Raw genomic sequence first — 19,053 nt, forward strand, 5'->3', positions numbered from 1 at the left:
AAATCTATATTATATTCGATCATTTTTCATAACCATGTAAAGAGATTCTAAGGCCTCTTTTAAAAATTTTTTTTCCTCTTCTTTTACACTTTTTAATTTTCCATTGAGATACTCCCTTCTTTTCTTTAAAACTTTCTCTACTAAGTCATATCCTATAGGTTGAACCTCAACTCTTACTACCCTCTTATCCTCCATATCTTTCCTTCTTATAACTAATCTACTTCTTTCCATCCTATCTACTAAATCTGTTATTGTACTACTTGCTAAGGCCATCTCTTGGCTCAATTCTCCAACAGTTAAGTCTCCCTTACCTATTAAAATTTGCAATGCAGTAAATTGAGGCACTGTAATATCAAAATCATTTAAAATTTCCCTCCCTTTTTTTCTTATTATATAATCTACTTTTCTTAAATATTTTTCAATTTCAACTACATTTTCAGATACATTCTCTTGACTCAAAAAATCTCCTCCAATATTCTTGTATTTATCATATTATACACCATTTTAACTATAATCAAACTTTAAAAAATCAAACTAGTCTAATAATTTTTATGAAACAATTCTTTTTAAAAAACAATAAATATAAATAGTAAAAAAGCAAACTAGTCTGCTTTTTTACTATTTTATAAAAATCCTAAAACTATTAGGAATTGCTTCAAAAGTTGCAGGCAACTTTCCACCATATTCTCCATCAATATCTATAGGTACATTTTCATCAGTATATATAGATATTTTTTTAGTTTTAAAATACTCTACATTTGGATGATTTATATGTTCTCCTCTAAGAATATTAACAAAAATGGACACTAAATCTTGAACCTCTGATTTTTTAATTATAATACTATCTAAATATCCATCTGATACATTAGCTTCTGGTGCTAATTTTTTGAAACCTCCTATAGAAGAACTATTAGATAATAAAAACAATAATATATCTTCTTCTTTAATATATTCTTCACTTTCAAACCTTACTCTTATAGGTTCAAATTTTTGTTTTGGTATTTCCTTTAAGCCTTCTAAATAATAAGCCATTCTTCCCAATATAGCTTTAATTTCAGGTTGAACCTGATATCCTACATTAGTAAGAAGTCCACTAGCTGCTACATTTATAAAATAGTCATCATTTACTTTTCCTAAATCAACATCTATAGTTTTTTCATTTTTTATCATTTCATAAAACTCCCTACTACCTCTAGGCAACTCCATATAATTAGCAAAATCATTAACAGTTCCTGCTGCTAAAATAGCAACTGGTATTTTCCTTCCTCCCTTTATTATTCCTTTAGCTACTTCATTTACTGTTCCATCTCCTCCACATGCTATAATCATATCCCAATCTTCTTTACAAGATCTAATAGTTTCCCACATAGCATCATCTTTCTTTTCCGTTGAAAATTTACTTACTGTATATCCATCATCAATTAGTAATTTGCATATAGAGTCAATCCTTCTTTGTATTATTTGTCTTCCTGAAGAAGGATTACATATTATTTTAACTTTCTTCATAAGTATCAGCCTTTCTTATTAATCAATTAAATTGAACTAACTACCTTTATACCAATATCAGGACGATCAGTTATTATACTAGTAACATTAAGCATTTTCATTAATATAATTTCATCTTCATTATTTACTGTAAAGGGATTGACCATAACTTTATTAAATAAACATTCTTTAACTACTTGTTCATTTATAGTAATAAAAAGTGGATGAATAGCATCTGCCCCTATGCTCTTAGCATATTTCCATGGAGATACCATTCCAGCTATATATAGTATACCCGTTTTAATCTTTGGCTCAATTTTTTTAATTTTCAATAGACTATAGTGATTAAATGATGAAATAATAACATAAGATTCTAAACCATAATATTTTATAAGTTCAACTATATCTTCCTCTATGTTAGGATAAAATATAGGCCCATTTTTCAATTCTATATTTAATAAGATGTTTTCCCTTTTTACAAATTTTAATACTTCATTTAAAGTTGGAATATTTTCTTTTGCAAATTTTTTATCAAACCAGCTTCCTGCATCAAGTGATTTAATTTCTTTTAAATTTAAATCCTTGATATAACCAGTTCCATTAGTAGTCCTATCTACCTTTTCATCATGACATACTATTAGATGTCCATCCTTAGATTTATGAACATCTATTTCAATTCCATCGGCATTCATATCTACGGCCATTTTATAAGATGCAAAAGTATTTTCTGGTGCATAATGCGATGCTCCTCTATGAGCAAAAACTAAAGGTCTAACCAATTAAATCTCCCCCCCAAAACAATTTACATTTACATCTATTATACACTTTTTATATTTAATACAAGCAAAAATTAAAGAAATAGGGAGATAACTCCCTATTTATCACTATCTATATTCTTTAACATATCTTGAAGTTTACTTGCTTGATAACCAGATTCTTCTGCAAAATCTTTAAATGCCTTAGCTACTTCAACATCATCAATTTGTTTAGAATACATTTCAAAATCTCTTACCATCTCTTGAGTATCTAATATCTTCTTCTTAATAATTTCCTTTTTATTCATTTCCAAAAAAACCACCTCCAATAATTCTTACTAATATCTTTTCTTATTAAATCTTTTTTTATGTATTTAACCTTCAAACTATATATTTTATTATAATAAAATATATAGTTTGAGTTTTAAAATATTTAGTCCTTTACTTATATTGATTTTTAAAGTAAAATAGTCTGAGTATAATTTTTTTAATAGGAGTGTATAAAATGTACGATTATCATATTCACAGTGATTTTTCTATGGATTGTAAATACTCTATGGAAGATATGGTATTAGAGGGAATAAGAAAAAATATGAGGACTTTATGTTTTACTGACCATATTGAATTTGAAGTTACAGAAAAAAAAATAGACATGGCTTTTCGTACAAAAGATTATTTTAGGAAAACTAATCAGATGAAATATAAATATTTCAAAGATATTGAAATTTTATCTGGAGTTGAAATAGGTATGCAACCTCATTTAAATAAAAGGTATGATTCCTTTTTAACTAAGGAACCCTTTGACTTTGTTATCATGTCTATTCACTCTGATGAAGGTAAAGATATTGCTTCGGGTAGTTTTCTAAACAATAAAAAACCTATTGAAGCTACTATGAAATATTATGAAAACGTCTTAAATTCTGTAAAAAACTTTCAAAATTATGATATATTAGGTCATATAGATTTAATCGATAGGTATTTTAAAGATTTTTCTCTTATACCTGAAACAAAAGAATATATAAAAATTGTAGAGGATATATTTGAAATAATTATTTCATCTGGAAAGGGAATTGAATTAAATACTTCTGGTGTAAGATATGGATTAAAATATTATCATCCAAAGATTGAACTCTTAAAATTGTATAAAAAACTTGGAGGAGAAATTATAACTATAGGTTCTGATGCACATGAGCCAAAGTTCGTTGGTTATGATTATAAAAAGGCAGAAAGACTATTAAGAGACTTAGGATATAAATATATATTTATATTTAGAGATAGAAAAAAATTCCCAATCCAGATAGCTTAAATATATATTCTATTTACATCTATTCTCTTATCACTATTGCAAGATGGACATTTATATAAATGGGTACATTTGTAACTAGGTACTCCATCAACCTTATGAGTTATATCATCTAATAAATAAGGACTGTAGTCATCTAAATAATTGACTAAAGCTCCCTTATCCTTCATTGTTGTATAACATATGGGACAACTAACTTTTATTTCATATATTCCATTACACAGAGGACAGACTTGATTCATATTTTACCTTCTTTCAGATATTTTTATCTTAAGAATAGTATCTGTATTTTTTTTAAAAATATACAAATACAAAAACCCTTAGACTCATCTAAGGGTTTTTGTATTCCCACAATGCCGTCTTCCTATTTAATTCACACCCGCCTCTTACAAGGTGGGTGTCCTGTCAATAACTTTTGACTTCCTTTTAAAAAGGCATGTCATACGCTATTGAACAACAGACTCCCGTTGAATACTATGTCGGTTGAATTATCTAGGATAGCGAACATCGTAGAAACTTTTCTAGTTATATTATAACCTCTATCTAGTCTTACTTCAAGTATTGTTTCAAATTAAACTAATTTTTTCTATTATTTCAAGAAAATGATGATACTAATTTATTTACATCTTCCTCATCTAATACCTCTTTTTCCAGGAGAAGAGAAGCTATCTTATCTAGATATTCAATATTGTCCATAATAATGTTTTTAGTTTCAGAATAGAGATTATCTAACATTTCTTTAACTCTATCCATTAGCATTTTATTTCCTCCTATATTTTCTCCTAGTATTGATTCGTAATTTACAAGACCTAGTTCATTATCCATACCATATATACCTACCATGGACATAGACATTTCAGTAGCTTTCTTTAAATCACTAGAAGCTCCAGTAGTAATATTCTCTTCTCCAAATATTATTTCTTCAGCTGCTCTTCCACCTAGAGCTATCATTATATTATTTTTTATATCATTTTTAGTTTGATACATTTTATCTGGAGGAATATTCATACTAAACCCCCCCATACCATTAGTACTAGGTATGATGCTTACTTTTGTCACTCTATTTTCTTTTGAAACCCTTTTTGTAACTAATGCATGTCCTGCTTCATGATATGCAGTGATTTTTTTATCCTCAAAAGGTATTGAGCTTCTATCTTTCTTCTCTTCTCCTACAAGTACTGTATAAAAAGCTTTGTCTATATGTTTCATATTTATAAATGGTTCGCTATCTCTTGCCGCTAACATTGCAGATTCATTCATCAAATTTTCCAACATAGCTCCACTAAAATACACTGTCTCATGAGCAACCTTTTTTAAATTCACATTTTCAGATAGAGGCTTATTCTTGCTATGAAGGTTTAATATCTTAAATCTTGCATTTACATCTGGAAGCCCTACTTCTATCTGTCTGTCAAATCTACCTGGTCTAAGCAAAGCTTCATCTAAAGTATCAGCCCTATTTGTAGCTGCTACAACTATTATACCTTCATTTTCTTTAAATCCTGACATTTCAGTTAAAAGTGCATTTAATGTTCTATCACTTTCATCACTTCCACCATTTGAAAAACTACCTTTTCTCTTCTTACCTAATGCATCTATTTCATCAATAAATATAACACTTTTGCCTTTTTCCTTTGCCTTCTTGAAAAGAGACCTTATTCTGCTTGCCCCAAGTCCTGCATAAACCTGGATAAAATCAGAACCTGATACAGAATAAAAAGGTACTTTTGCTTCACCAGCTAAAGCCTTTGCAAGAAGAGTCTTCCCAGTTCCAGGAGGACCATATAATAACACACCTCTAGGTATTCTAGCACCGTATTTATTATACTTTTCAGGTTTTTGAATAAAATCTACTAATTCTTTCAAAGAATCTTTAGCTTCCTCATTTCCAGCTACATCTTCAAATGATATGCCCTTTCCATTAGAATCTTCTTCATCTAGATTTGACATAATAGCCATTTCTTTCTGTGCCTGTCTTGTCATATTGTTATTTAAAAAATAACTAATTGCTCCTATTCCCAATAAAAATAAAATAAAAGTTAATCCTTGCAACAATGAGGAATTCTTATTAGACTCTATAACTTTTATATTGTTTTTTAATAATCCTTCTTTAAAATTTTCCGTTCTTGGATTATCTGTTATAAAATATTTTCCATCTTTAAATCTTCCAGTAATTTGTGGTTCATCATTTAGCTCTATTTCTTCAACTTGTCCTTGTTCTACCTTCTCCAAAAAATCTTTATATGAAACATCCATATAATCCTTGCTACTATTCACATATAAATATATGCTAGACAATAAAGCTATCGAAATTATTAGGAATAGAAGTACTTTTATTTTTCCATCTATTCTCATATTCTTTTCCTCCTAGTTTACATAATATATTAGATATTATAACATTAATTTACTTCCATGTCTATTTCCTACATTTAGTAATATGACAAAAAATATGTAGAACCGACCTCTGTCGGCTCTACTATTTATTTATCTTTAAGTACCTCCAATATCTTGTCAAGTTTTTCAAGTTGTTCCTCATCAAGCAAAGGTCTTACATCTTCAAGCTTTCTTAACAACTCTTCATATTCTTCTGGATTCATATTTTCTTCCATTTTTTCATTTAATTTTATTATTTCAAAAAAAATATCTTCTTCTGATCTACCTGAATAGTCCTCTGCTATTCTTTTCATATTTTCCATTTCCTCTTCTGTAGGATTTATATTTCCTAACTTCTCCAATGCTTTTCTAAGTTCATCATTATTATCCATTAAAACGCCCCCCTTAAACTTTATATTCTAATTTATGTAGTATTTTAAAAATATATTACATTTCATGGAACATTTCTAATATTAATTCATATAATATATAAGTACTTTTTTTAAATGGGAGGAATTTATCTTGGATAACAGACTATTTACTATTTTTATTTTCTATGCATTGAGAAATAACAATTTTAAAGAAACAAATATTAAAAATGCCCTTCAACTAGATATAAATAGTTTAAACACTAAATATGCAGTTGAAAGAATTAATGTTTTAAGGGCAGTTGGAACTTATTTTCCAGAAGAATTAGTTCCTATACTAAATAAATCCTTATTAATGGCAGAGAAAATAATAAAAACTCAGGAAACCATGAACTTTATAAAAACTAATGAATCCTTTAAAGAAATAAGCCCAACTAAAGTTAAAAACAATAGAGAGAGATTTAACTACATAATCTCAACTTTAAAAAGAGAAATACCCGAGGAAAAAATAAATGATATGAGCTATCCTTTTAATCTAATTATAAATTATGAAAAATATAAATACATGTATAATTTATTATCTTCCATAGCTTCTAATCCTGAAAAACTAGAGAATCCAGAAGGACTCATATCCTTGATAGAACCTATGATGGAGGGGAAGGATGAAAAAGAAAAGAAAAAAATGAAAGAAATGCTTAAAATGGCTGAAATAATGATGACATTAGAACCTTCTGAAAAAAAAGAAAAGAGACTCAAAAAATAGATAATCATTGAGTCTTTTTTTCTTCTCCCATATTTATCCTCCAATTATTTTTCATCTATTGTATAATATAATCATAGGATTAGTTTTTATGTTTCAAAATAAGAGATTAACTAGGGGGTTGAAGTATATGGGATTAAATAAGAATCACATGATAAATATAATTTCAAACAAAAATAGAGATTCCAAAAAAACTTGTGAAATATTAACAAAAAAATTAAATAGTAACGGATTTATGGTTCCAAAAAACTATAATGACAAAGCAGAATTAAATATTTGCATTGGCGGAGATGGAGCTTTTTTAAGAGCTATACATAAATATAACTTTCCAAAAATTCCTTTCGTAGGAGTAAATACAGGACATCTAGGTTTTTTCCAAGAAATACTACCTGAGGATTTAGATAGATTTATTGATAATTATACTAATAAAAGATATTTTTTAGAAGAAATACTCCTTGTAGAAACTCTAGTTTGCACTAAAAAAGACTGTATCAAACTTACTGGTGTTAATGAAATTGCTCTTAAAGGAATTGATTCTAAAGTAGTACATTTAGAAATATTTATTAATGACAATCATCTAGAAAAATTTAGTGGAGATGGAATAATTGTATCTACTCCTGCAGGTAGTACTGCTTATAATTTTTCTAGTGGAGGAAGTATTGTATATCCCTCTCTTAAAACTCTCCAGTTAACACCACTATCTCCTATTAGCTCTAAGGCCTATCGTTCTCTTCCAAATAGCATCATTATTCCAGGAGATATGACTGTAAAGATAAAGCCAGAATATTTATATGAAAATTCTATATTGATAGTAAATGATGGTGTGCAATATAAATATGATAATATATTAGAAGTACTTTTCACTATTTCTAATATGACTATATTTAGATTAATATTTGATAAAGATATGTACTGGAATAATTTAAAAAGCAAATTCTTATAAATTATATAAAAGAGAGGCAATTGCCTCTCTTTTATACTAAATTAATTTATCCATTTCATCTACTAATTGACTAAATAATTCTAATGCTTTATCTATTGGCTGAGATACTGTCATATCTACACCAGCTTTTTTAAGGACATTAATTGGATAGTCTGAATCTCCACTCTTTAAAAAGCCTATATATCTATCTACAGCTTCCTTTCCTTCTTTAAGTATTTGTTGAGATAAGGAAGCTGCAGAGGAAAATCCTGTAGCATATTGGAATACATAGAAATTATAATAGAAATGTGGTATCCTTGCCCATTCAAAAGCTATTTCATCATCTATAACCATATTTGATCCATAATATTTTTCATTTAATTTCTTATAAGTGCTAGATAAATAATCTGCTGTTAATGCTCCTCCATTTTCTGCATATTCATGAATAATCTTTTCAAATTCAGCAAACATAGTCTGTCTATATACAGTAGTTCTAAATTGTTCTAAATAATGGTTTAGAAGATATAACTTCTCATTTTCATTTTTTACATTTTTAAGCATATAATCTATAAGTAATGATTCATTTGTTGTAGAAGCAATTTCTGCTAAAAATATACTATAGCTTCCATAAACATAAGGTTGGGTTTTCTTAGTATAATAACTATGAATAGAATGACCCATTTCATGAGCAATTGTAAATACATTGTCTAATGTCTCATGATAATTTAATAATACAAAAGGCTTAGAATCATAGGTTCCTGAAGAATAAGCTCCGCTTCTCTTTCCTCTATTTTCATATACATCTATCCACCTTGAATTAAAACCTTCATCAAGTATACCAATATAGCCTTCTCCTAAAGGTTCAAGTCCTTTTCTAATAATTTTTTGTGCTTCATCATAGGATACTTTAATATCCACATCTTTAACTATAGGTGTATATAAATCATACATATGAAGTTCATCTAATTTTAAAGCTCTCTTTCTTATATCCATATATTTATACATCGAATCTAAATTTTTATGGACAGAATTAATTAAATTGTCATATACAGAAGTAGGTATATTATTTTCATCAAGAGCTGCCTCTAAACTAGAATTATATTTCCTAGCCTTTGAATAAAACATATTTTTCTTTACACAACCATTTAATGTAGAAGCAAATGTATTTTTAAATTTCTCATAAGTACTGTAAACTGCTTCAAAAGCTTCTTTTCTAACTCTTCTATCATTGCTTTCCATAAAGGGAATAAAATTTCCATGGGTTATTTCTACATTATTTCCCTCTTCATCTTTAATAAAAGGAAATTTCATATCTGCATTACTTAACATAGAAAATACAGTATCAGGAGTATTAGACATTTCACCTATTTGAGCAAGTAGAGCTTCTTCTGATTTAGACAATATATGTTTTTTGCCTCTTAATACATCTTCTAAATAATGTGTATATACTCTTAAACCCTCTTCTTTGCCTAAAAAGCTCTCTAAATCTTTTTCCTCTAATGACAATATTTCTGGTACTATAAAAGAAGTTTCCCCGTTTACTAATACATATAAATTTGTAGCCCTGTCAGTTAAGGCTTGATAAGTTCCATTTCTGCTATCCTCATCTAATCTCATCCTAGCATATACTAATACATTAGAAATTGTTCTATATAAATTGTCCCTTAATTTTAAAACTTCTAATAAGGTATTACTACTTTCTACAGTTTTCCCTTTATATTTAGATATCTCCTCCACTAATTTTTTTACATTTTCAAAATCTTTTTCCCAAGCTTCATCATCTACATACATTGACTCTAAATCCCATTTATACTCTTCTAGAATATCACTTCTATCCATTATAGTATTTTTTTCATTCTTCATATAAAATTCCCCTTTCTTTTATATATAATTTAAATTTATTCTTTAATCCTATTCAATGCTTCAATCATAATCTGTCTAGCTATAGGAGCAGCACCACTTCCTCCAGTAGTGCCATCACTTTCTAAAACTACACTAACAGCAACTTTTGGATCATCTGCTGGAGCAAATCCTATGAACCAAGAATGGGTTTTACCTGTTGGATTTTCTGCTGTTCCTGTTTTCCCTGCTACTTTTATATTTTGAATATTTGCATTAGCACCAGTCCCTCTTCTCACTACTTCAACCATCATATTTTTAACTTGATTAGCAATAAGAGGATCTGTTACTTGAGATATAGTTTCTGTATCCTTTACCTCTAATAGATTTCCCTTAGGTGATCTAATTTCCTTTACTAAAATAGGTTTCACCATATTGCCTTCATTAGCTATAGCAGAAGTTACCATAGCCATATTTAAAGGAGTAACTAGAGTCTTTCCTTGCCCAATACTAGAAGCAGCAATATCTGTCTTACCTATTTTTTCACCATAATCAAATTTAGAAGATTTAACTGGTAAATCAAAAGGTATATCTTTGTTCATCATAAATTTTTCAGATACATTTCCCAGTTTTTCCTTACCTACTCCTAGACCCAATTGGGCAAAATATGAATTGCAAGATTTAACTAAAGCATCTTCTATTCCAAGTTTGCCATGAGCTTTTCCACCATAATCTTTTAATGTATATCCTTCTACCGTAATTGAACCTTTACAATCATATGATTTATTGACATTTGGACTTTCTAAACCTGCCACAGCAGTTATAACTTTAAAAACTGAACCTGGAGCATAAAGTCCATTTGTTGCCCTATTTAAAAAAGGGCTATCTGTATTTTCCATTATATCCTGCCAATTTTTTCTTAATTCATTAGCATTAAAATCTGGTTGACTTACCATAGCATATATTTCACCATTTTTAGGATTCATTGCTACTATAGATCCTTTCTTTCCTTGGAGAGAGTTGTTTGCAATTTCCTGCAACTCATGATCCAATGTTAATTTAAGATTATTTCCTTCACCATCAGGATCTATAATCTTTTTAATTTCTTTAAAAGTTGTACTGTCCTTTAAATTAAGCAATTCATTATTATAAGTCAATTCTAAGCCCGATTTTCCATATTCTCTATAACTATACCCTATAATATGGCTATAGAGATTCCCATAGTTATAATGTCTTATAGTTGAATCTTCTGTTCTTTCACTATATGCTAAAGTTTTTCCATTCCTATCTAATATCATTCCCCTTAAAATATTTTCTTCATCTATCCATAGTCTTTTATTGAAACTATTATCTTTTATCTCCTGAGCTTTGAATATTTGAAAATGACTTAAATACACTATCAGGCTTACAAAAAGTAGACACATAACAGTGAGTACCCTTGCCATCCTCTTAACTTCTTTATTCATTTTTCTCCACCTCTTCCATAGCTAACTCTTCAGAAGCTACTTGCAAAATTCCTAATGCAATAAAACTAGAAATCATAGAACTACCTCCATAGCTTATGAAGGGTACTGTAATACCTGTAAGAGGTATCATTTTTATAACTCCTCCAAAAATTATAAAAGTTTGAAAACCAAACATAGCACTAATGCCAAAGGCAACTATTCTAAAAAACTTATCGCTTTGGCTAAAAGCAATTTTAAATCCTCTATATACTAGTATTAGAAACAGCATCATTATAGCAATGCCAGTAAATATTCCCATTTCTTCGCAAATAGCCGGAAATATAAAGTCTGTATGAACTTCAGGTATAAAATCTGGATGGCCTAAACCTATACCAGTACCAAAAAATCCTCCATTAGCAATAGCAAATAATGATTGTGTTATTTGGTATCCCTTATTGTCTATGAATCTCCAGGGATCTAACCAAGTCTCTACTCTTATTTTTACATGATCAAATAAAAAATAACTAACTATTGCTCCTGTGGTAGCCAATAATATATTATATAATATAAGTTTTCTATCCTTTTCATATACATATTGAATAACTAGGAAAATTAAATAAAATAATAATGCACTACCTAAATCTTTCTGTAAAAATAAAAAACCAATAAAGATATATGCAAATATTAACAATCTATATCCTGATTTTCCATTTTTATTAAACTTTTTTTCATTAGTATAAAAAGAAGCTATAAAAAATATAAAAGCTATTTTTATAATTTCAGAGGGTTGAAAACTAAATCTACCAAATTTAATCCAATTTCTAGCTCCTCCAATAGTCTTTCCAAATACTAATGTGAACATAAATAGAAATATTGAACCTAAACCATAGAATAAAGTTAGCTTATTCCATATTTTAATTTTCTTTACAATAGCATAGGAAATAAAAAATATTAATATTCCAGCACTTACCCATACTACTTGTTTAGCCCCCAATTTTGGATCCAAACGATATATCATTATAATGCCTAGTTTTAAAAGCATAGTAACTATTAAAAATATATAATGATCTCCAGACGATATTTTTAGTAGAATAAAGTTGGATATATATATTATAAATATTAAAACAACACCAGTAATTAAAGTAAATTTGTCAATTTCGCCATTACTATAGACAAACAATAATAATAAAGCCATTAAATCAATGAGTACTAAAAGATTTCTAGGTACTCTATAGCTAATTAATTTCTTAAACATTTTTTCAACCCCTTATTTCCTATTTACAAATAGAAACTCTACCTGTCCTAGTCGAATCCTATCTCCATTTCTTAATTTTACTACATCCATTATTTTATCTCCATTTACAAAAGTACCATTTGAACTATCTAAGTCTTCTAGATAATAGTTACCTTCATCCTTTACTAGTTTTAAATGTCTCTTAGATATATGAGGGTCTTTTATTATTATATTATTTTGATTGCCTCTACCAATAGCCATATCTTTATCTATTGGATAAACTTCTTTTACTTTAAATGGAAGAGTATCCTTTTGATTTACTAATTTTAAATAAGTATTTTTATTTAATGTCGTAAGTCCCATTCCTTTTATATCTAAATAAATCAATCTTATAATACTAAGCATAAATAAATAGATAATAAGTATAAAAACATATTTAAATGCCACCGATAATATATTAAACATTTTCAACCTCCAACCTATTAATTTATTATTCTCTTTTAAAATAATGTTATCATATTAATTAGTGATTGTGAATAAACATATTTTAAAATTTAAATATGTTTATTTTTACTTACCAATCTGGTAGTATTAATCTATAAATGATTTGTTTAAGGAGGTATATATATGTCGAAAAAAATCTATCGCTCTTCTACTAATAAAATCATTGGCGGAGTCTGTGGAGGATTAGGTGAATATTTTAATATTGACCCTTCTATAATTAGAATTTTCTGGCTGCTTTTCTCTATATCAGGTAGTGGTTCTGGTATGCTTGCTTATATTATTTGCCTTATTGTAATTCCTGAAAAAGATAGTGATGTTATTTATTATGATGAAAATGAAAATAATGGCAAAAGCTATAAAAATAGTGCTTTATTTGCAGGTATAGCATTAATTTTAATTGGTGCTAGCCTTTTAATAAGAAAACTTAATCCTTGGTTTAGTATAAAAAGTTTAAGAATAGCTAAATATTGGCCTGTATTATTAATAATTGCCGGAATATATGTTATTTATAGTCAAAAAAAGGAAAATTAGATAAAAAGTCTTGATTTAATCATATTTAAAAAATCAAGACTTTTTATTATATTATATATTCTAAATAAATCTTATTTATGGATTTTTTAGTAGTATATTGGAAATAATATTATAAAAGAATGTAGAGGTGATAGATTTGAGAATTCCAAAACATATAGGTGTTATTCCAGATGGAAATAGAAGATGGGCTGTAGAAAATGGTCTTACTAAGGAAAAGGGATATGAGAAAGGATTGGACCCTGGACTTGAACTTTTTAAACTTTGCGAAAAAGCGGGTATTGAGGAAATTACTTATTATGGATTCACTGTTGACAATACTAAAAGACCTAGATTTCAAAGACTTGCTTTTAGTGAAGCATGTATAGATGCAGTTAAGATGCTTTCTAAAGAAAATGCATCTCTCTTAGTAGTTGGAAACACTGAATCTCCAATGTTCCCAATAGAACTTATGCCCTATGCCATAAGACGCCAATCTTTTGGAGATGGAGGAATTAAAGTAAATTTCTTAGTCAATTATGGTTGGCAATGGGATTTAAAAAATTATTTCCTAGATGAAAATAAAAAACAAAACCCTTTAGATTTAATTTATTCAAGGGATATTTCCAGAGTAGATTTAATTATTAGATGGGGAGGTAGGAGAAGGCTTAGTGGTTTTTTACCTTTGCAATCTGTATATTCAGATTTTTATGTAATTAATGATTATTGGCCAGATTTTAAAAAAGAACATTTTTATAATGCATTAGAGTGGTATGATAGGCAAGATATCACATTAGGAGGGTAGATACCCTCTTTTTTTATTGCCTTATTTTTTAAAAGATGCTAAAATTAAGACACAATAGCGGAGGTGATTTTTTGAAAGAATATGGTGTTTTTGATATTTTAGGTCCTATAATGATTGGTCCTTCTAGCTCTCACACTGCTGGTGCTACACGCTTAGGAAAAATTGCAAGACAAATTGTTGGAGAAAATTTTAAGAAAGTAACTTTTTTACTACATGGCTCCTTTGCTAAAACCTATAAAGGTCATGGCACTGACAGAGCTTTAGTTGCTGGAATATTAGGAATGGATCCCTCAGATGAAAGAATTAGAAATTCCCTAGAAATTGCTAAAGAGAAAAAAATTGAAATAAATTTTATTGAAACAGATTTAGGATATGAACATCCAAATACTGTTAAAATAATATTTGAAAATAAAAATAAAGAGAATTTTTATATAATTGGGTCTTCCATAGGCGGCGGAAGTATTTTAATTACAAATATTGATGGAACTAAGGTTGAATTTAATGGGAACTTACCAACATTAATACTAAAATACAATGATAAAAAGGGAAGTATTAGTAAAATAGGCACTATACTTTCATCAAATGATATAAATATTGCTACAATGAAGGTTTCAAGAGAAGGTCAAATTGCTACAATGGTTCTGGAAGCTGATAGCGAAATAGATGAAAATGTTTTAAAGGAAATTTCAAGTATTGAACATGTCTTCTATACAAAAGCTGTAAATCCTATAGAATAAGGGGTGATAACTTTGTTTAATAATGGTAAAGAATTATTAGAAATATGTAATAGTGAAAACAAAAAAATTCATGAAGTAGTTCTTGAAAAAGAAAAAAAAGCAACCGGTAGATCTATAGAAGATATACGAAAATTGATGAGGGAAAATTTGAAGACAATGGTTGAATCCTCTAACTATGCCCTTAATAAAAAAATAAATTCAGTAAGTGGTTTAATTGGTGGAGAAGCAAATAAGGTGAAAAAATATAGCCAAAATAATAAGACCTTATGTGGAGATATAATAAATACTGCTATGGCAAGAGCCTTATCAACTTCTGAAGTAAATGCTTCTATGGGGAAAATAGTAGCTGCTCCTACAGCTGGTGCCTCTGGAATTTTGCCTAGTGCAATACTTACAACAGCAGAAAAATTTAATTTAGATGAAGAAGAAATAATAAATGGCTTATTCACAGCTGCTGGAATTGGAGAAATTGTAGCTAAAAATGCAACTGTTTCTGGAGCTTATGGGGGATGTCAAGCTGAATGTGGAGTAGGGGCTGCCATGGCTTCAGCAGCTATTGTAGAAATGCTTGGAGGCAGTCCTGAAACTTGTCTACATGCTTCTAGTATTGCCATAATAAATATATTGGGGCTTGTATGTGATCCTATAGCAGGATTAGTTGAGTTTCCTTGTGCATTAAGAAATGCTTCTGGTGTTATAAATGCCCTAACATCTGCGGATTTAGCCCTTGCTGGTATAGAAAGTTTAATTCCTTTTGATGAGGTAATTGAAGCTATGTACAAAGTAGGAAAATCTTTGCCTGATTCTTTAAAGGAAACAGCATTGGGAGGCTTGGCAGCAACACCAACAGGAGAATGCTTAAAAAATAAAGTTTTATAAATACATTCATAAATAAAACCCTCCAAAATTGGAGGGCTTTATTTATTTATTATATTTTTCTTTTATATATTTATCTATTGAAGCTGCTGCCTTTTTACCTGCTCCCATAGCAAGTATGACTGTAGCAGAACCTGTTACTGCATCTCCGCCTGCAAATACACCTTCTCTAGAGGTTTGTCCATTTTCATCAGTTACTATACATCTTCTTTTATCAACTTCAAGTCCCTTTGTAGTTGATGGAATAAGTGGATTTGGTGATGTTCCAAGGGACATAATCACAGTATCTACTTCAAATTCAAATTCTGTACCTTCAATAGGTCTTGGCCTTCTTCTTCCTGATTCATCTGGTTCTCCAAGTTCCATTCTTATACATTTAATACCTTTTACCCATCCATTTTCATTTCCAAGTATTTCTATAGGATTAGTTAAAAGTTCAAAATTTATACCTTCTTCTTTAGCATGATGAACTTCTTCTACCCTTGCAGGAAGTTCATCTTCAGATCTTCTATAAACTATCCAAACTTCTGCACCTAATCTTTTAGCAGTTCTAGCTGCATCCATTGCAACATTTCCTCCACCTACTACTGCTACCTTATCTCCTACTTTTATAGGTGTATCATAATTTTTTCTAAAAGCCTTCATAAGATTATTTCTTGTTAAAAATTCATTTGCTGAAAATACTCCATTAAGATTTTCACCAGGTATACCCATAAATTTAGGTAACCCTGCACCTGAACCTACAAATACTGCATCAAATCCTTCTTTTTCCATAAGTTCAGCTATAGTTACGGTTCTACCTACAACAACATTAGTCTCTATTTTTACTCCAAGTTTCTTTAAGTTTTCTATTTCTTTTTTAACAACTCTTTCTTTTGGAAGTCTAAATTCAGGTATACCGTATACTAATACTCCACCAGTTTCATGGAGGGATTCAAATATAGTTACATCATATCCTTCCTTAACTAAATCTCCTGCACAAGTTACTCCAGCTGGTCCAGATCCGATAACTGCTACCTTATGTCCATTTTTCTCTTTAACTTCTCCTACTTCAATACCATGTTCCCTTGCCCAGTCTGCAGCAAACCTTTCTAATTTTCCAATAGATACTGGATCTCCTTTATGTCCAAGAACGCAAGTCTTTTCACATTGTTCTTCCTGTGGACAAACTCTTCCGCATACTGCAGGAAGAGCACTATATTTAGCAAGAATATGAGCTGCCTTTTCAAAATTACCTTCTGCAATTTCTTTAATAAAAGCTGGTATATCTATAGATACTGGACAATTTACTCTACAAGCAGGTTTTTTACAGTTTAAACATCTCTTTGCTTCTTTCATTGCTTCTTCTTCTGTATATCCAAGACATACTTCATCAAAGTTTTTAATTCTCTCTTCAGGAGGTTGCACTGAAATTGGCACCCTCGTAAATCTATCCATTAGTTAACACCTCCTTTTCTCTGTTTACACTTACATTCATAATCTTCATTTTTTTTACATTCTTCATTCTTATATTGAGCTTGTCTTTTCAATGCTTCATCAAAATCTACTAAATGTCCATCAAACTCTGGTCCATCTACACAGGCAAATTTTGTTTCATCTCCTACTGTTACTCTACATGCACCACACATGCCTGTACCATCTACCATTATAGGGTTAAGACTGACAATTGTATCTATACCAAGTTCTTCTGTAAGTTTAGATACAAACTTCATCATTATCATAGGCCCAATAGCTACTACCTTATCATAATGTTTTCCTTCTTTTTTTACTAGTTCTTCAATTAGACCAGTTACCATGCCATTAAATCCATAACTTCCATCATCAGTTGCAATATAAAGGTTTCCTGATACTCCCTTTATTTTATCTTCTAGAATTATCATTTCTTTATTTTTTGCACCAACTATTACATCTACATCAATGCCATTCTCATGGAACCATCTGACTTGAGGAAATACAGGTGCTGCACCTACTCCTCCAGCTACAAATAAATATTTCTCATTCCTTAATTTATCAATATCTTCATTCACATATTCAGATGGTTGTCCAAGAGGACCTACAAAGTCCTTAAAATAATCCCCCTCATTAAATTTAGCCATTTTCTTTGTAGAGCAGCCCATAGATTGAACCACTATAGTAACTGTTCCTTTTTCTTTGTCATAATCACATATAGTTAAAGGAACTCTCTCTCCTTCCTCATCAGCTATTACTATTACAAATTGCCCTGGCATAGCTGATTCAGCTACTCTTGGAGCCAAAATATCCATGGAAAAGATATTTGGAGCTAGATTTTTCTTTTCTACAATTTTGAACAATTGCAATTCCTCCCTCATTGAAATTGTCATTCTAATTATACATTATACACTCCTAATAATTTTTAAACAACTATATAATGAAAAGGTAGAATAACAATATCATAATATTTAATTCAAGTTGACTATATGAAGAATAAAATAAGGAAAACCTTTTCCATTCTAACGTTTAAATCTCATATGTTAATAATATCACAATACATTTTACTATTCAAACTTTTTAATATTTATTTACTAATATTTCTTCTACAATTTATCTAAATACTATTTTTCCATCTTCTAAACTGTCTATTATTGCTAATGAATCTACTCTAATCCCATTATTTCTTAAATTATCTCCTCCATGTTGAAATCCCTTTTCTATAACTATTCCTGCACCTACAAGAGTAGCTTTCGCCTGTTTAGTTATATCTATTAAACCTAATAAAGCCTTTCCATTAGCTAAAAAATCATCTATTAAAAGAACTCTATCGTTTTCATTTAAATATCTTTCTGCTACTCTTATTTTATAGTTCTTTTCCTTTGTATAGGAATATACATTGCTTTCATAAGTTTCATTATCTAAATTTTTTGATTCTGTTTTTCTAGCAAATAAAACAGGTACATTAAAATATTGAGCAGTAATTGCACCAATTGCTATTCCAGATGTTTCAATAGTTAATATTTTAGTTATATTTTCATTTTTAAATCTTTTTTTAAATTCCTTTCCAATTTCATTTAATAATTCAATATCTAATTGATGATTTAAGAAACTATCTACCTTTAATATATTTCCTTCTTCTACTCTTCCTTCTTTTAATATTTTTTCTTTTAATAATTCCACTTCTTCAT

At 29.2% G+C, this 19,053-nt stretch carries 21 protein-coding genes and 1 other RNA gene; 7 read left to right on the plus strand and 15 right to left on the minus strand.

The window, feature by feature from the left end:
• Nucleotides 1-9 precede the first annotated feature (9 nt).
• The 4 genes from NSA23_RS03000 to NSA23_RS03015 all read right to left on the minus strand — a co-directional run bounded on the left by NSA23_RS03000 (nucleotide 10) and on the right by NSA23_RS03015 (nucleotide 2,548).
• Nucleotides 10-459, minus strand: coding sequence for a MarR family winged helix-turn-helix transcriptional regulator (locus tag NSA23_RS03000; RefSeq protein WP_042680167.1), 450 nt, complete (start codon nucleotides 457-459; stop codon nucleotides 10-12).
• A 159-nt stretch (nucleotides 460-618) separates the two neighbouring features.
• Nucleotides 619-1,506, minus strand: a complete 888-nt coding sequence (locus NSA23_RS03005) for a diacylglycerol/lipid kinase family protein (protein ID WP_042680168.1) — start codon at nucleotides 1,504-1,506, stop codon at nucleotides 619-621.
• 26 nt (nucleotides 1,507-1,532) lie between these two features.
• Entirely contained in the window at nucleotides 1,533-2,264 is a 732-nt protein-coding gene (locus NSA23_RS03010) for a glycerophosphodiester phosphodiesterase (RefSeq protein ID WP_042680170.1), read from the minus strand.
• Nucleotides 2,265-2,359: 95 nt separating this feature from the next.
• A complete protein-coding gene (locus tag NSA23_RS03015; RefSeq protein WP_246119182.1) occupies nucleotides 2,360-2,548 on the minus strand; it encodes a hypothetical protein in 189 nt (62 codons plus the stop codon).
• 197 nt (nucleotides 2,549-2,745) lie between these two features.
• Between NSA23_RS03015 and NSA23_RS03020 the strand changes: the two genes are divergently transcribed.
• Nucleotides 2,746-3,546 (plus strand): histidinol-phosphatase HisJ family protein, encoded by an 801-nt coding sequence (locus tag NSA23_RS03020; RefSeq protein WP_042680174.1) that lies wholly within the window; start codon nucleotides 2,746-2,748, stop codon nucleotides 3,544-3,546.
• Here NSA23_RS03020 and NSA23_RS03025 read toward each other — a convergent pair.
• The 4 genes from NSA23_RS03025 to NSA23_RS03040 all read right to left on the minus strand — a co-directional run bounded on the left by NSA23_RS03025 (nucleotide 3,543) and on the right by NSA23_RS03040 (nucleotide 6,308).
• Complete coding sequence (locus NSA23_RS03025; protein ID WP_042680176.1) at nucleotides 3,543-3,785, minus strand: hypothetical protein; 243 nt, start codon at nucleotides 3,783-3,785, stop codon at nucleotides 3,543-3,545. The genes NSA23_RS03020 and NSA23_RS03025 overlap by 4 nt on opposite strands.
• Before the next feature lie 99 nt (nucleotides 3,786-3,884).
• Nucleotides 3,885-4,062, minus strand: a non-coding RNA gene (gene ssrS / locus NSA23_RS03030) — 6S RNA.
• Between the two features lie 75 nt (nucleotides 4,063-4,137).
• A complete protein-coding gene (gene ftsH / locus NSA23_RS03035) occupies nucleotides 4,138-5,898 on the minus strand; it encodes an ATP-dependent zinc metalloprotease FtsH (RefSeq protein ID WP_042680178.1) in 1,761 nt (586 codons plus the stop codon).
• A 125-nt stretch (nucleotides 5,899-6,023) separates the two neighbouring features.
• Complete coding sequence (locus NSA23_RS03040) at nucleotides 6,024-6,308, minus strand: hypothetical protein (protein WP_042680180.1); 285 nt, start codon at nucleotides 6,306-6,308, stop codon at nucleotides 6,024-6,026.
• A gap of 130 nt (nucleotides 6,309-6,438) precedes the next feature.
• Here NSA23_RS03040 and NSA23_RS03045 point away from each other — a divergent pair, with 130 nt between their 5' ends.
• Together NSA23_RS03045 and NSA23_RS03050 are read left to right on the plus strand one after the other, a co-directional pair.
• Nucleotides 6,439-7,047: a hypothetical protein gene (locus tag NSA23_RS03045; RefSeq protein ID WP_042680183.1), complete on the plus strand. Its 609-nt coding sequence runs from the start codon at nucleotides 6,439-6,441 to the stop codon at nucleotides 7,045-7,047.
• Nucleotides 7,048-7,174: 127 nt separating this feature from the next.
• Nucleotides 7,175-7,987 (plus strand): NAD(+)/NADH kinase, encoded by an 813-nt coding sequence (locus NSA23_RS03050; protein WP_042680185.1) that lies wholly within the window; start codon nucleotides 7,175-7,177, stop codon nucleotides 7,985-7,987.
• 36 nt (nucleotides 7,988-8,023) lie between these two features.
• On the opposite strand, the gene pepF is transcribed toward NSA23_RS03050, so the two are convergent.
• The 4 genes from pepF to NSA23_RS03070 are packed head-to-tail and all read right to left on the minus strand — an operon-like array spanning nucleotide 8,024 to nucleotide 12,949.
• Nucleotides 8,024-9,829: an oligoendopeptidase F gene (gene pepF, locus NSA23_RS03055; RefSeq protein WP_042680187.1), complete on the minus strand. Its 1,806-nt coding sequence runs from the start codon at nucleotides 9,827-9,829 to the stop codon at nucleotides 8,024-8,026.
• A gap of 35 nt (nucleotides 9,830-9,864) precedes the next feature.
• Nucleotides 9,865-11,271 (minus strand): peptidoglycan D,D-transpeptidase FtsI family protein, encoded by a 1,407-nt coding sequence (locus NSA23_RS03060; RefSeq protein ID WP_042680189.1) that lies wholly within the window; start codon nucleotides 11,269-11,271, stop codon nucleotides 9,865-9,867.
• Nucleotides 11,264-12,505: an FtsW/RodA/SpoVE family cell cycle protein gene (locus tag NSA23_RS03065; RefSeq protein WP_042680191.1), complete on the minus strand. Its 1,242-nt coding sequence runs from the start codon at nucleotides 12,503-12,505 to the stop codon at nucleotides 11,264-11,266. Before NSA23_RS03065 ends, NSA23_RS03060 begins: the two co-directional genes overlap by 8 nt.
• Nucleotides 12,506-12,517: 12 nt before the next feature.
• Nucleotides 12,518-12,949, minus strand: coding sequence for an FHA domain-containing protein (locus tag NSA23_RS03070; RefSeq protein ID WP_042680193.1), 432 nt, complete (start codon nucleotides 12,947-12,949; stop codon nucleotides 12,518-12,520).
• 162 nt (nucleotides 12,950-13,111) lie between these two features.
• On the opposite strand from NSA23_RS03070, the gene NSA23_RS03075 reads away from it, so the two are divergent.
• The 4 genes from NSA23_RS03075 (at nucleotide 13,112) to sdaAA (ending at nucleotide 15,916) form a co-directional block, all read left to right on the plus strand.
• The gene (locus NSA23_RS03075) at nucleotides 13,112-13,519 is read left to right on the plus strand and encodes a PspC domain-containing protein (RefSeq protein ID WP_042680195.1); all 408 of its coding nucleotides are present in this window, start codon (nucleotides 13,112-13,114) and stop codon (nucleotides 13,517-13,519) included.
• Between the two features lie 127 nt (nucleotides 13,520-13,646).
• Nucleotides 13,647-14,300: an undecaprenyl diphosphate synthase family protein gene (locus tag NSA23_RS03080; RefSeq protein ID WP_246119180.1), complete on the plus strand. Its 654-nt coding sequence runs from the start codon at nucleotides 13,647-13,649 to the stop codon at nucleotides 14,298-14,300.
• 71 nt (nucleotides 14,301-14,371) lie between these two features.
• Nucleotides 14,372-15,037 (plus strand): L-serine ammonia-lyase, iron-sulfur-dependent subunit beta, encoded by a 666-nt coding sequence (gene sdaAB, locus NSA23_RS03085; RefSeq protein WP_097668021.1) that lies wholly within the window; start codon nucleotides 14,372-14,374, stop codon nucleotides 15,035-15,037.
• 12 nt (nucleotides 15,038-15,049) lie between these two features.
• A complete protein-coding gene (sdaAA, locus tag NSA23_RS03090) occupies nucleotides 15,050-15,916 on the plus strand; it encodes an L-serine ammonia-lyase, iron-sulfur-dependent, subunit alpha (protein ID WP_042680201.1) in 867 nt (288 codons plus the stop codon).
• A 42-nt stretch (nucleotides 15,917-15,958) separates the two neighbouring features.
• Here sdaAA and gltA read toward each other — a convergent pair whose 3' ends face one another.
• The 3 genes from gltA to NSA23_RS03100 form a co-directional block, all read right to left on the minus strand.
• Nucleotides 15,959-17,350: an NADPH-dependent glutamate synthase gene (gene gltA / locus NSA23_RS16585; RefSeq protein WP_042680203.1), complete on the minus strand. Its 1,392-nt coding sequence runs from the start codon at nucleotides 17,348-17,350 to the stop codon at nucleotides 15,959-15,961.
• Complete coding sequence (locus NSA23_RS16590) at nucleotides 17,350-18,225, minus strand: sulfide/dihydroorotate dehydrogenase-like FAD/NAD-binding protein (RefSeq protein WP_042680204.1); 876 nt, start codon at nucleotides 18,223-18,225, stop codon at nucleotides 17,350-17,352. The genes gltA and NSA23_RS16590 overlap by 1 nt, the downstream gene beginning before the upstream one ends.
• A 250-nt stretch (nucleotides 18,226-18,475) precedes the next feature.
• Nucleotides 18,476-19,045, minus strand: a complete 570-nt coding sequence (locus NSA23_RS03100; protein ID WP_042680205.1) for a xanthine phosphoribosyltransferase — start codon at nucleotides 19,043-19,045, stop codon at nucleotides 18,476-18,478.
• Between the last annotated feature and the right edge of the window lie 8 nt (nucleotides 19,046-19,053).

This window comes from Anaerosalibacter massiliensis (assembly GCF_024623155.1).
Taxonomy (GTDB): Bacteria; Bacillota; Clostridia; order Tissierellales; family Sporanaerobacteraceae; genus Anaerosalibacter; species Anaerosalibacter massiliensis.

Coding starts and splice junctions, on each gene's coding strand:
- NSA23_RS03005 (WP_042680168.1), bottom strand. CDS start 1,506: ATGAAGAAAGTTAAAATAATATGTAATCCTTCTTCAGGAAGACAAATA.
- NSA23_RS03015 (WP_246119182.1), bottom strand. CDS start 2,548: ATGAATAAAAAGGAAATTATTAAGAAGAAGATATTAGATACTCAAGAG.
- NSA23_RS03020 (WP_042680174.1), top strand. CDS start 2,746: ATGTACGATTATCATATTCACAGTGATTTTTCTATGGATTGTAAATAC.
- NSA23_RS03025 (WP_042680176.1), bottom strand. CDS start 3,785: ATGAATCAAGTCTGTCCTCTGTGTAATGGAATATATGAAATAAAAGTT.
- ftsH (WP_042680178.1), bottom strand. CDS start 5,898: ATGAGAATAGATGGAAAAATAAAAGTACTTCTATTCCTAATAATTTCG.
- NSA23_RS03040 (WP_042680180.1), bottom strand. CDS start 6,308: ATGGATAATAATGATGAACTTAGAAAAGCATTGGAGAAGTTAGGAAAT.
- NSA23_RS03050 (WP_042680185.1), top strand. CDS start 7,175: ATGGGATTAAATAAGAATCACATGATAAATATAATTTCAAACAAAAAT.
- pepF (WP_042680187.1), bottom strand. CDS start 9,829: ATGAAGAATGAAAAAAATACTATAATGGATAGAAGTGATATTCTAGAA.
- NSA23_RS03060 (WP_042680189.1), bottom strand. CDS start 11,271: ATGAATAAAGAAGTTAAGAGGATGGCAAGGGTACTCACTGTTATGTGT.
- NSA23_RS03065 (WP_042680191.1), bottom strand. CDS start 12,505: ATGTTTAAGAAATTAATTAGCTATAGAGTACCTAGAAATCTTTTAGTA.
- NSA23_RS03070 (WP_042680193.1), bottom strand. CDS start 12,949: ATGTTTAATATATTATCGGTGGCATTTAAATATGTTTTTATACTTATT.
- NSA23_RS03075 (WP_042680195.1), top strand. CDS start 13,112: ATGTCGAAAAAAATCTATCGCTCTTCTACTAATAAAATCATTGGCGGA.
- gltA (WP_042680203.1), bottom strand. CDS start 17,350: ATGGATAGATTTACGAGGGTGCCAATTTCAGTGCAACCTCCTGAAGAG.